The sequence below is a fragment of the Lacrimispora sp. genome (genome assembly GCF_031982545.1).
In the GTDB taxonomy this organism is placed as follows: domain Bacteria; phylum Bacillota; class Clostridia; order Lachnospirales; family Lachnospiraceae; genus Lacrimispora.
Genome location: NZ_DALYXB010000004.1, coordinates 150,405 through 163,160, shown reverse-complemented (window position 1 = coordinate 163,160; position 12,756 = coordinate 150,405). Strand labels below are relative to the sequence as shown.

The window sequence follows — 12,756 nt, the reverse complement described above, 5'->3', positions numbered from 1 at the left end:
AGATATTGTAATAAAATATAGATATATTAATAATGACAGAATATTAATTATTAAAAAAATACAAGTATAAATTATGTTCTTTTTTTTCAACTGTTTACGTTGAGACCAATATGTAGTTAAGTACGATGCTATATTACCAACAAGTAACATGGAAAATAGTACAAAGATAAAAAATGAACAAGTTATTATAGTCTTTTTTCCAATAACCATAAGTAATAAAGATACAATACTTAATATAATTACTACCATACTGATAATCCAATATATTTTGGAATTTTTCATAGATAACCACTTCCTTATCAAAAATAATAAATAGCTAATGTTTAATTTCTTTTATTATACATTAAAATCACCTCTCTATCATTTAATATTATATAACGTAAAATCTTAAATTATTTTACATGTAATAATACTAGTATATGTGTAACTTTTACTATTATAGAATGGTAAGTACCATAAACGATTGCAATATAATAAAGGGACAGCTCTATAATCAGAGTTATCCCTTTATACCAATTATTGTCCTTAATTAAAACCCTTCATCTGAATACAGACTGAGTCCATTCGTCTCAATAACTTTCTTATACCAGTAAAAAGATTTCTTCCTCATCCGATTATAAGTCCCCTTACCGTAATCATCGCAGTCCACATAGATATAACCATAACGCTTCGACATCTGCTTGGTGGATTCGGAAACCAGATCAATACATCCCCAGGAAGTATAACCAAGACAATCAACCCCATCCTCTTCAATGGCATCTAAAATAGCCTTCATATGTTCTCTTAAGTAATCAATCCGGTACTGATCATCGATGGTCCCATCTTCGTTCACCACATCTGCAGCTCCAAGCCCGTTCTCTACAATAAACAGCGGCTTACGGTAGCGGTCATATAGATCCACCATGGAAATCCGCAGCCCTGTAGGATCAATCTGCCAACCCCAGTCAGAGGCCTTTAAGTAAGGATTCTTAATGGCATTTATGGTATTGCCTGAGGTGACATTCAAATTAGAAGTATCTTCAGCCGCACAGGAGGAATTATAATAGGAGAAGGAGACAAAATCCACAGGATAGGATTTCATGATTTCATCGTCCCCGTCTTCTTTGCGTATGGTGATCCCGTTATTTTTAAAACGGGAAAGTAAGTAAGCCGGGTATTCTCCAAACACCTGGGTATCGCTGTAACAATAGGTTCCCCGCATGGTCTGCTGTGCCTTTAATACATCTTCCGGCTTACAGGTGTAGGGATAGTAGGTCAGCTTTGTCAGCATGCAGCCGACAAGAGAGCCGGGAATCATTTCATGATAGATCCTGGTTGCATGAGCAGATGCCACAAACTGGTGGTGCATTGCCTGGAAGATTACCTCTTCGAAGTTCTGACCTGGGAAACGATCTTCGATTAATCCGCCAGTCGTATAGGGGTGACGGATCATGGAATCCACTTCATTAAAGGTCAGCCAGTATTTTACTTTATCCTTATACCGGGTACAGATGGTTTCTACATATCGTGTGAAAAAGCCGATGACCTCTCTGGAGTACCAGCCTTTATAGTTTAATACCAGATTTAAAGGCGGTTCATAGTGGGACATGGTCACAAGAGGCTCGATCCCATATTTATGAAGCTCATCAAATACATCATCATAGAATTTAAGTCCTTTTTCATTGGGCGTTTCTTCATCTCCATTTGGGAAGATACGTGACCAGGCGATGGACATGCGGTAAACCTTAAAGCCCATTTCTGCAAATAGCCTGATATCCTCTTTATAGTGGTGATAAAAATCCGATCCGTGGCGTTTGGGATAATATACCTCGTCATCGGCAGCAAGTGCAGCTACTATATCTTCTGACGTTACTGCGTTGTGAGCTTTATAATTGGATACATCTGTATCAAAGTGTGCTCTGGCACAGTCAGATACGGAAATCCCCTTCCCACCTTCGTTCCATCCTCCCTCAACCTGGTTGGCAGCGGTTGCACCTCCCCAGAGAAAGCCTTCCGGAAATGTTTGTTTGTGATTCATATGATACCCTCCCTCTTCCTTTGCTGTTTTAGCTACAGTGTTTTATGCAATCATTATAGCAGAGCTGAAAATCAATATCCAAGAACACTTTTTCCAAATTGGTGGTGGCGTCTGTTTCCCTTGGAGAGAAGAAGAAAATGCCATTATGAAATTGGAAAAACTGAACATGGAGTTTAAAATGCAATTGTGATAACATGTCAATACGCATAAAAAACCAGAGAAAAAATGGTAAAACGGAGGAAATGCACAAAATTTGGGGGAATGCGAAACGTTTTAATGCAAATACCGTTTATACGGTGGAGATGGAGGAAAAGATGAAAGACAAATTAATGAACGGCATGCTGTCTGCAGCAGGGGCAATGCAGACACAAAGACATCTGGCAGCGATTAAGAATGCATTTATGAGCCTTCTGCCAATAATTATTATCGGCTCATTCTGTACACTGTTTTCCAATGTTATCTGCAATACAACACCAGGATTTTTCAGTCTTGCAAACATTCCGGGTTTAAGCTTTCTTGGAAAATTAAATCCCATGTTTACAGCAGCCAACTACGGAACCATGAACTTTATCGCGATCGGCTGTGTAATCTTAATTGCAATGGAACTGGGGGAACACTACGGAATTACGGATAAAGCACTTCCGGTTGTGGCACTGGGAGCTTATATCTCACTCTGTGCCTTTACAGCAAGCGGAAAGGCGGCGGACGGAACCGAAGTGGTAGTGACCAATGTTCTTTCCAGAGTCTATACCAATGCTCAGGGGTTGTTTGTAGGAATGTTTGCTTCCATAGCAGCTACCGAAATTTACTGCCGGCTGGTGAAGAGCGGAAAACTGGAAATCCATATGCCTGACGCCGTACCATCAAATGTAGCCAGATCCTTTACAATCCTGTTTCCATCTTTAATTACCGTGGTTATTATTTCCGCTGTGGGAATGATATTTGAAATGACAACGGGCATGACCTTGTTTAATGCAATTACCGCATTTATCCAGAAGCCGTTATCCAATATCTTAACCAGCTTCCCTGGATACATCACACTGATTTTCATCACCACTGTTTTATGGACCTTTGGTATTCACGGAACTCAGGTGACAAAGGCAGTATACGAGCCGATTCTTCTTGCTGCCTTTGCAGAAAATGAGGCTGCATATGCAGCAGGAACCGCAATTCCCAATATTATCAGCACTCCCTTCATGTCCTGTTTTTCAACGGTTACCGGAGCTGGAATTACAGGGGGTCTGATTATTGCCATTATGCTGTTTTCCAAGCGTGAAGATTATAAGGCGATTGCAAAGCTGGCGCTACCCTGTGCACTGTTTAACATCAATGAGCCGCTGACCTTCGGACTTCCCATAGTCATGAATCCGGTGCTTGCCATTCCATTCATGATATCACCGGCAGTATCAGCTACGTTTGCCTATGTCATGACAAAGATAGGTTTTTGCGGAAGAATGGTGGTAAACGCACCGTGGACCACACCTCCAGGACTTATGGCGTTTCTTTGCTCCGGCGGAAATATAGGAGCAGCAGTAACACAGATTATCTGTATCCTCCTGGCGTTTGTTGTGTATATCCCATTTGTCCTGATTTCAAACAAACAGCAGGTTTTAACAGAAGAATAACAGCATGAAACAGAATGAGGTGATTATGAGTTTGACAAAAAGAGGAGGAGATCTTAACATGAAGGAAAAGCAGGAGCTTCAGGTCACGGATGTATTTACAAAATCAAGGATTTTTACTTATCTGTGGATTGTCTTTTGTCCGCCCTACGGACTTTACCGTGTTTTGAGTCCTTCGTCTGAATTTCGCAGACCGGAAAAATGGGTGTGGACCATGATTGTTATCTGCACCCTGGTTACATTTGTGAAACTCATCATCACTGGTTAGGAGAGAGAGGCAGCAAAGAGATGGATATTGAAATGATTGTTATGAAACTTGTAGTAAACGGAGGGAATGCCAGAAGTACAGCAATTGAAGCCCTTCGTGCGGCCAAAGTGGGTGACTTTAAGAAGGCAGATGAACTCATGGAGGAGGCAGACACCACACTGAAGGAAGCTCACGAGATACAGACAGAGATGATCCAGAACGAATTAAACGGCAACAAAGTGGAGGTGGGGCTTTTAATGGTTCATGCCCAGGATCATTTGATGAATGCCATGACGGTCATGGATTTATGCAAAGAAATGATTGATATTTTAAGAAAATAAGTTAAAATATTCCAAGAAGGGAAGTTGCTAATATGAGAAATATTGTATTGTTTTGTGCCGCAGGCATGTCAACAAGCCTTTTAGTAAATAAAATGAAAGAAGCAGCTGCAAAAGAAAATTACGAATGTCAGATTAACGCCTATGCGCTGGCAAGCGCAAGAGAGAAAGGGCCGGATGCGGATATTATTCTCTTAGGACCTCAGGTTCGTTTTGGCAAGGGAAAAGTGGAAAAAGAATGTCCTGGAAAAATCGTTGAATGTATCGATATGCAGGCTTATGGGACCATGAACGGAGCCAAAGTGATTGCCCAGGTAAAAAAGGCACTTGGAGATTAAGTTAAGACATAAGGGAGACTTAGGCAGTAACAGGCAGCTGACAGAGGGGAAACATGGATCTGGCTTACATTACAGCAACTAAAATAATCGAAATGTTTATCATTCTGCTAATCGGTGCAGGCGCATATAAAGCGGGAATTGCCGATGAGGAGACAGGCAGCAGGCTGACCCGCGTCCTGCTGAATATTATTTCTCCCTGTGTGATTCTTTTATCCTATCAGATTGATTTTGGCAAAGAGCGTCTGTATGGTCTTGCAGTTACAGCCATATTGTCTTTCGCAAGCTTTGTGATTGCCATTGCAGTTTCAAAGATTGCAGTTTCAAAGAATACAGGCGCTGATATGGCTGTGGAACGAATGTCGATTGTTTATTCCAATTGCGGTTTTATCGGAATTCCTTTAATTGATGGAATACTGGGCGGAGAAGGCGTATTTTATATGACGGCTTATCTGACCGTATTTAATTTATTTGTCTGGTCTCATGGAATTATGCTGATGAGCGGAAAATCAGAAAGCGTGAAAAAGACGGTAAGAAGCCTGATGAACCCCTCTAATGCAGCTATTATTCTGGGAGTATCCCTGTTTTTAACAGGGATTAAGCTGCCTGTAATAATCAGGGAACCAGTTGGGCTGATTAGTGGTATGAATACACCGGCAGCTATGCTGATTTCCGGTATTAATCTGGCTCAAAGTGATTTGCTGGGAGGATTAAAGAATAAAAGAACCTACATAGTCAGCCTGTCAAAGCTGATTATAGTTCCAGCTCTGACGCTGCTCCTTTTACTGGCAGCAGGAGCGGACAGAAACATATCCATTACGATTTTAACTGCGGCAGCCTGTCCAAGCGGAGCCATGGGTACCATGTTTGCGCTCCAATATAAAAGAAACAGTCAGTACGCGTCAAATCTTTTAGCCATTACAACAGCGCTGTCCTTAATTACCATACCTGCTATTATGGCGGCAGCCAGCGGAATTTTATAATAAAGGGGATACAAATGATTATAGTCAACGCACCATTGAAACAGGAGACGTTTCAGAAGTATGCAGAGGATGAAGGACTTATTTTTATAAAGAAATCAGGTATGAAGCTTTTTTTTGACAATCCGGAGGGAGAGGATGGGAAAAAAGCAGAGGTATTAAAGAAGAAACTGAAGGGGGAAAAGGAACTGGCAGCTATTTATTTTTCCGTTCAGGCTCAATAAGAGGAGTATGAAGACCGTACTTCATTTATATCGTAACCGGTATAAATGAAGTGCGTTTTTTTTATTGTTATGCTATACTGATTTTTGTTTCTTTTAATTGTTCACGGCATAAAAACTTAAGAATATTCTAGAATAAGCAGGTGATCTGGCAATCCGGTAAAGTTTGATATGGACGGGAGGTGGATTCCATCATGATACCTGATGATATCCGCAATATAGAAATAGAGAAACAATATCAGACCATAGATTTCGACTGGCTGAATCTGCATTATAAGACGACGGTGAGTATTGTTATTTTCACACTGGTTGTAGAATGCCTGATGAGCGTGGTCTTTGCCCGATCGGGCCTGATTCATACCAACACACAGCGCTATGTGCTAAAATATATCATGATTCCTTCCGGGCTTAATCTGATCTGTATTCTGGCAGAAACACTGATTATGAAATCAGGAGTATTTTCTCAGAAACAGAAAATATATAGTGTATCTCTGATGCTGGTTCTAATTTCATTTGTGCTGTTTACCGTTCACAGTGGTTTTACTGCCACCTATTATATTTTTCCAGGGGCAATCATGATGACGATTATTTACGCGGATCAGAGACTGACGGGAATTACAGCCACATTCTGCATTGTATCAGTCTCATTTTCTGAGATATTCATCAAATGGGATTCCGATAAAGTCGGAATTTTTGACAGCGGCTTAAGCATGGGAAACTTTCTTGTTTCCATGGTAATACTGGTTACTTTTTCTGCTGCAAGTATGGTAGTGATCCGGTTTGAGCAAAAGAAAAACGATGCCAGCATCAGAACTGACCTGGAAAGGCACCTGTTAAAGCAGAGCATTCAGGTAGACGAACTGACGGGGATTTTTAACCGCAAAGCGCTTGATGAAGCAATGGCTGTTATGGAGATTGAAAAGCCCTGTGCAGATCATATACTGGCTGTTGTTGATATTGATCATTTTAAAAGTATCAATGACCGGTTCGGACACTTTATGGGGGACAGATGCTTAATAGAGTTTGCCAGGGTATTGATGGAACATTCCTGTGCTTATACACCATATCGTTACGGCGGAGATGAATTCTGCCTTTTGTTTCACAATATATCAATGGAAGAAGCTGTTCTGGTGTGTGAGGAGATCAGACGGCTGACTGAAGAAATCCGGATAGAGGAAGAAAAAGAAATCCGCTTTACTGCCAGTTTTGGATTGTCCGCATATTCCAGTCCGCTGAATGCATCCAGGCTTTTTGTTCTATCTGATTATGCCTTATATGATGCTAAAAAATTCCGTAACTCCGTAAGAGTATATGAAAAGGGGATGAAGATCGCAGAGTGACTGCTCGGTCTGTCCCCTGTTTTTTTTGACTTGACATTACACAATGTGAAATGTTACAATATGTGTAACGATGAGAGAAACAAGGAGAAAAAAATGGATCATATCAAACTATCTACCAAAAAGGAACTGGAAATTTATATGAACCCGGTGAGGCAGAATCTCCTCCGGTTACTGGAGCGTTCCAAACTGCCCATGACGCCAAAGCAGCTTTCACAAAAGATGGACATCTCCCCTTCCAGTGTTCAGCATCATATTAAAAAACTGGAGTCACTTGGGGTCATTACGCTGGATCATACAGAGAATATTAATGGAATTACTGCCAGATATTATTGTCCGACTTATGTCAATGTCCGGATCGGCCTGGACCACCCCGACGATACTCAGCTCCAGAAAGAGGTCCTGGTTCAGGAGCAGATTGCAAGAACCTATGAAGGCTTTTTAACACAGAAGAAAAAATTTATAGAGCAGTTTAATAATGAGGATTTGGAATCAAGGTGGAATTTGGGAGATATTATGACCGGAGTGGTCCACTTAACACCTGGAGAAGGGGATGAATTATTAAAGCTTATTAGGGAGTTTCTGGATGCCCATGCGATCCCTTCTGAAGAGAAGTCTCCGTGGGAATATGCTTTTATTCTTTATAATGCGGAGGAAAATCTGTATGAGTAGGATAAAACAGCTGATCATCTTTTTAAACTATGCTTCCCTGGGAATTCTTCTGCCGGTGCTGAATTTAATCCTTTTGAAAAAAGGCGCTGACCTTAAAACCCTTCCTCTGCTAATTGCCAGTTATTCAGCTACGGTGTTATGCTTTGAGCTGCCCAGCGGAATCTGTGCCGATTTGTATGGGAGAAAAACTGTTTTTCTCATATCCGGAGTCTGCCAGCTTTTATCGGTTGGTCTGCTCTTTTTCTCACAGAGTCTGGTCTGGTTATTCTGCTGTCTTATTCTGAATGGAATCAGCAGGGCTTTTTCTTCTGGAAGCCTGGATGCTTTAATTGTAGATCAGGCATTGGCGAAAAGAGGAGAGGAATGTCTGCCTGATGTGACCTCCCGCCTTGCTATTATGGAACAGACAGGTCTGGCTTTGGGATGTATACTTGGAGGCTTTCTTTCCTGTTTAGGAGATTCCTATCAAGCCAATATTCTGCTTCGCATTATATTAACCGGAGTAACCATGGGACTTTGTATATTTGGAATAAAGGAAGAACGGATATTTGGCAGTGGAACGAGGCGCCCCAACCTTGCCAGACATCTAAAGGAAGGATTTGTTACTGTATTTTCCAAGCGGGATTTTCCGTTTATTTTAGCAGGCATGCTGTTCACCGGATTTTTTATTACTCCCATTGAGACATACTGGCAGCCGGTTTATCTGAAACTGTCTGATTCCTCACAGGGAACCTGGATGCTGGGAGTATTGTCCTTTGTGGGATTTTTTCTGGCGGCCGCAGGAAATTTTCTCTGCCGCAGGCTGCTCATAAAATATCCGGGAAGACAGTGGAGGATCTACAGCATCAGCCGTGTTTTGGGGGGCAGCGCTTTACTGATTCTGGCTCTTTTTCAATCGGCATGGATATTTGTTATTTTATATGGAGGTATTTATCTGTTCCTTGGTACCGGCAGTGTGGCTGAAAATACTTTAATCAATCAGTATACGCCAGGTCCTTTGAGAGCCAGTGTTTTGTCAGTGGGCTCATTTCTCTTACAGACAGGTTCCATGTTCGGTTCTGTTTACAGCAGCCTGACGGTGGGCCGCATTGACGTAACAGGGCTCTGGCTTACATCTGGTGGAGTTTTAATCGGGTATACCTTTTTAATTACTTTGCTTTTAATGGCTCAAAAAAAGAAAATAAATTTATATGATATTGAATCATTTGAAAACTCCTGATATAAATAAAGGTACAGGCAATGAAAAGAAGCTGTTTTTACGGATTTCCGGAATAACCAGGTTCTCATGCCAGAAAAGGTACCGGAATCAGAAATGGCGACCCAGAGCTATGCTGGATCGTCATTTTTTGATTCATTAAAAAGGCCCTTTTTAAAATTTGGAAATAATTGGATTATTTTCCAGAGATTAAACCGTCATATAATAAAATATTATAAGCAAAGGAGTTTTTACCATGCCAAGAAGAGGAGAAAACATTTATAAACGGAAAGATGGGAGATGGGAAGGAAGAACATTAAAACAAACGGGGAAATATCAGTATTTTTATTCCAAAAGCTATAAAGGCGTTAAGGAAAAGATGAAAAATTATAAAGAAAACCAGGTGTCTGCCAAAGAAAAAAGATCGGGTGAGATAAAGGGAGGGGCTGCACTTTTTGAGGAATGGCTCCTTGATGTTTCTATAAGAGTAAAGCCTTCAACCTATGAAAGCTATTACCGCTGCATATATAAGTATGTGATTCCATTTTTTGAAAAAGAGAAAGACCAGCGTATTACCACGGGATCTGTTGCACGGTTTGTAAAGGAGATGTATGAAAATGAGGAACTTGCAGATTCATCTAAAAAGAAGAATCTCACTATTTTTAAGATTGCAGTCAAGGAGATATTAAAAGGTTCCGCTGATTGCTTTGTAGTTATGGATTTAATTAAATATCCAAAGCCAGATGATAAAGAAGTTGAGGTTTTCTCCATGAAAGAGCAGCGTCTGATTGAACAGGTAGCTTTTCATTACAATGACAGGAGAGCCATGGGGATTCTTCTTTGTTTTTATACCGGTATCCGCCTTGGAGAACTATGCGCATTAAAATGGGGGGATATTGATATGGAAACAGGAACTTTATCCATCAGCAGGACCGTATCCCGAATCCGCCATTTTGAAGAGGAGGAACACAAGACCGCACTGTTTGTTGGGGCGCCAAAAAGCCGTAAATCCATGAGAAGGATTCCTCTTCCCCAGTTTTTACTTAATATGCCAGTACTGTCTACATATAAAAGCAGAAATCAGGATCATTATATATTTACAGAGACAAACGTACCTTTTGACCCCAGGTGTTTTCAAAAGCTGTATAAACGGCTTTTAAAAGAAGCTCACGTCAAGGACCGGAAATTTCATGCCATCCGCCATACCTTTGCTACCCGGGCACTGGAGCTGGGAGTGGATATTAAGACAATCAGCGAGCTTCTTGGACATTCCAGTGTATCCATTACCTTAAATGTCTATGCCCACTCTCTGATGGAACAAAAAAAGGCTGCGATTGAAAAATTTAATGATATGTATCAACTGAATGCTGATTTGAGCGGACCGTTAATAAAAAATAATTATGTAATTATGGAAGATTCGTATGCCAGGTAGGTTGTAACATATATATTTTCTAATATTCGGTTACAAATTAAATGAACATCCCCCCTTTTTCTGTCACAATTGACAAATATCTACATGTTGTTATATAATATTGATTAATTAAATGCTGTAAATATTTTACAAAAAATGCAATTTATTTCCAGAATGTAAATGATGAGTAGGAGGATATGGCTGTGGCGGGAAGGATTAAGATATTTCAGAGGGTCATTAAAAAATCAGATGAGGGTAATGATTCGGTGGGAAAGAAAAAATCCATAAAAGGAAGATTGTTATTTGGCATCATCGCCATGTGTGTCGCAATTTCCGTCCTATTTGGACTTTTTAACGGTTATCTTTTCTACCGTGATGCAAAAAAAAGCACTGATATGAGACTGATGGAGTCTGCAGAAGCTTATAGTCAGTCTGTTCAGAATGCTATTGATATTTATAAGATAAAGATTGAGGCCATTGCACAATACACCTCTATTACAAATCAGAATAAGAATGCAGAACAAAGAAAAGATGCGATGGATAAGCTTGCGCAGGATTACGGTTTTCTGGAGGTCACAACTGCGGATGTGAACGGAAAAGCAGCAAATGGGACAGATATGAGCCAGTTGGAGTTTTTTAACCGGGCAATGAAGGGAGAAACCTATATTTCAACCACCATGAAAAACGAGGAGCTGGGCAAAACGGTCCTGGTGATTGCAGCTAAGATAAATAATGGTCAGTACAATGGCGTTGTAACAGGAACCCTGGATGCGGATGTCTTCAGCAAAATGATTGATGGAGTATCCATTGGAAAATCAGGTTATGGATTTATAGTAGATAAAGAAGGAAAGGTAGTTGCCCATAAGGACAGAGCTACCGTTACCAATGAAACCAACTATATTGAGATGGGAAAAACCGATAAGACCTTTGCAGCAACTTCCGATAATATTAAGGATATGGTCGCAGGCAATACCGCTATCCGCTCATCCCGTTTAAGGGGTAAAACGCTGGTAATGGGATATACGCCAATTACTAATTCTGACGGCTGGTCCATTGCAGTAGTAGCAGAACAGTCGGAGATGATGAATGGTTTCTATCAGTCGCTTTTTATAACAATTATCCTGGCAGTTTTGATGATTCTGGCATCTTTATGCATGGCATTCAGAATTGCAGGGCCGATCGTTAAACCAATTGTAAAGCTGGTAGAACGTATAAAAGCTCTTGATGAAGGAGATCTGCATTCCGAAGTACCTCAGATTAATACCGGAGATGAACTTGAATCTCTTTCCCAGTCATTTACGGGAACAGTTAATACACTAAATAATTATATCAATGAGATTTCCACAGTATTAAGCGGGTTGGAAAAGGGAGATTGTACCGTTTTGGTAACTCAGGATTATAAAGGTGATTTTGTACAGATCAAAGAATCGTTAAACGGAATTACATATAACTTAAATTCTGTATTTACCAAGATCAAAGAATCCTCCGACAGGGTAGCAGACGGATCCAAACAGATTTCGGATGCTTCCCAGGCCCTTGCATCAGGGGCTGCCGAACAGGCAGCAACTGTTGAGGAGTTAAGTGCTTCTGTAAGCGGGGTATCAACCCGTGCCCAGGAGAATGCGGACAATGTTCAAAAAGCTACTGGATACGTAAGACAGGCCGTGAGCGGAATGGACGAAGGCAACGCTTATATGGAGAAACTGGATCATTCCATGAAAGAAATTGGACAGGCTTCAGAGAAAATTTCAAGTATTACCAAGGTAATCGAGGACATCGCATTCCAGACCAACATACTGGCTCTCAATGCAGCGGTGGAATCAGCCAGAGCCGGAGAAGCAGGGAAAGGCTTTGCAGTTGTTGCCGATGAGGTCCGTAATCTTGCCGGCAAATCGGCGGAGGCTGCCAAGCAGACGGCAGAACTCATCGGCCATTCAGTAGAGACTGTATCAGAAGGAGCAAAGATTGCCTATGAAACCACCCGGATTTTAAAATCAGCTGCCGAGAAATCCGGACAGGTAGAACGAACCATTCAGGAGATTGCAGCTGCTTCCAATGAGCAGGTAGAGGCAATCGAGCAGATTAACCAGGGACTCAACCAGGTGTCTTCCGTAGTACAGACCAATGCTGCAACGGCGGAAGAAAGCTCCGCTTCCAGTGAAGAGTTAGATGCTCAGGCTCAGGTATTAAAACAGGAAGTTGAACGATTCAGGCTTCAGGGTGAATGCACACAGCCAGCAGAGGAACCTGTGTTTTATGAAGCTGCAGCTACAGCTGAACTTCCGGATTATACGCAAGCCTGGGAAGAAACAGCACAAAAAGAAGAGACTGTATTACCAGTTTCCTATATACATGACTCAGCAAAATATTAATTGATCCGA

The 12,756-nt window shown here is 41.1% G+C and carries 12 protein-coding genes; 11 read left to right on the top strand and 1 reads right to left on the bottom strand.

Annotated elements, in window-relative coordinates:
- Positions 1–529: 529 nt before the first annotated feature.
- Entirely contained in the window at positions 530–2,017 is a 1,488-nt protein-coding gene (locus tag ABS301_RS08400; protein ID WP_349671792.1) for a glycoside hydrolase family 1 protein, read from the bottom strand.
- A gap of 314 nt (positions 2,018–2,331) precedes the next feature.
- Here ABS301_RS08400 and ABS301_RS08395 point away from each other — a divergent pair, with 314 nt between their 5' ends.
- From ABS301_RS08395 to ABS301_RS08345, 11 genes are all read left to right on the top strand, one after another.
- Positions 2,332–3,642, top strand: a complete 1,311-nt coding sequence (locus ABS301_RS08395; protein WP_349671791.1) for a PTS sugar transporter subunit IIC — start codon at positions 2,332–2,334, stop codon at positions 3,640–3,642.
- Positions 3,643–3,700: 58 nt separating this feature from the next.
- Positions 3,701–3,907, top strand: a complete 207-nt coding sequence (locus tag ABS301_RS08390) for a hypothetical protein (protein WP_349669079.1) — start codon at positions 3,701–3,703, stop codon at positions 3,905–3,907.
- A gap of 20 nt (positions 3,908–3,927) precedes the next feature.
- Positions 3,928–4,227, top strand: coding sequence for a PTS sugar transporter subunit IIA (locus tag ABS301_RS08385; RefSeq protein WP_349671790.1), 300 nt, complete (start codon positions 3,928–3,930; stop codon positions 4,225–4,227).
- 32 nt (positions 4,228–4,259) lie between these two features.
- Positions 4,260–4,562, top strand: a complete 303-nt coding sequence (locus ABS301_RS08380) for a PTS sugar transporter subunit IIB (RefSeq protein WP_349671789.1) — start codon at positions 4,260–4,262, stop codon at positions 4,560–4,562.
- 53 nt (positions 4,563–4,615) lie between these two features.
- Positions 4,616–5,542 (top strand): AEC family transporter, encoded by a 927-nt coding sequence (locus tag ABS301_RS08375; RefSeq protein WP_349671788.1) that lies wholly within the window; start codon positions 4,616–4,618, stop codon positions 5,540–5,542.
- Between the two features lie 14 nt (positions 5,543–5,556).
- Positions 5,557–5,763, top strand: coding sequence for a hypothetical protein (locus ABS301_RS08370; protein ID WP_349671787.1), 207 nt, complete (start codon positions 5,557–5,559; stop codon positions 5,761–5,763).
- Between the two features lie 191 nt (positions 5,764–5,954).
- A complete protein-coding gene (locus ABS301_RS08365) occupies positions 5,955–7,100 on the top strand; it encodes a GGDEF domain-containing protein (protein WP_349671786.1) in 1,146 nt (381 codons plus the stop codon).
- 93 nt (positions 7,101–7,193) lie between these two features.
- Positions 7,194–7,769, top strand: a complete 576-nt coding sequence (locus ABS301_RS08360) for an ArsR/SmtB family transcription factor (RefSeq protein WP_349671785.1) — start codon at positions 7,194–7,196, stop codon at positions 7,767–7,769.
- Positions 7,762–8,988: an MFS transporter gene (locus ABS301_RS08355; RefSeq protein ID WP_349671784.1), complete on the top strand. Its 1,227-nt coding sequence runs from the start codon at positions 7,762–7,764 to the stop codon at positions 8,986–8,988. Before ABS301_RS08360 ends, ABS301_RS08355 begins: the two co-directional genes overlap by 8 nt.
- 232 nt (positions 8,989–9,220) lie before the next feature.
- Complete coding sequence (locus ABS301_RS08350) at positions 9,221–10,396, top strand: tyrosine-type recombinase/integrase (protein WP_349671783.1); 1,176 nt, start codon at positions 9,221–9,223, stop codon at positions 10,394–10,396.
- A gap of 182 nt (positions 10,397–10,578) precedes the next feature.
- The gene (locus tag ABS301_RS08345; RefSeq protein WP_349671782.1) at positions 10,579–12,747 is read left to right on the top strand and encodes a methyl-accepting chemotaxis protein; all 2,169 of its coding nucleotides are present in this window, start codon (positions 10,579–10,581) and stop codon (positions 12,745–12,747) included.
- The last annotated feature ends 9 nt before the right edge of the window (positions 12,748–12,756 follow it).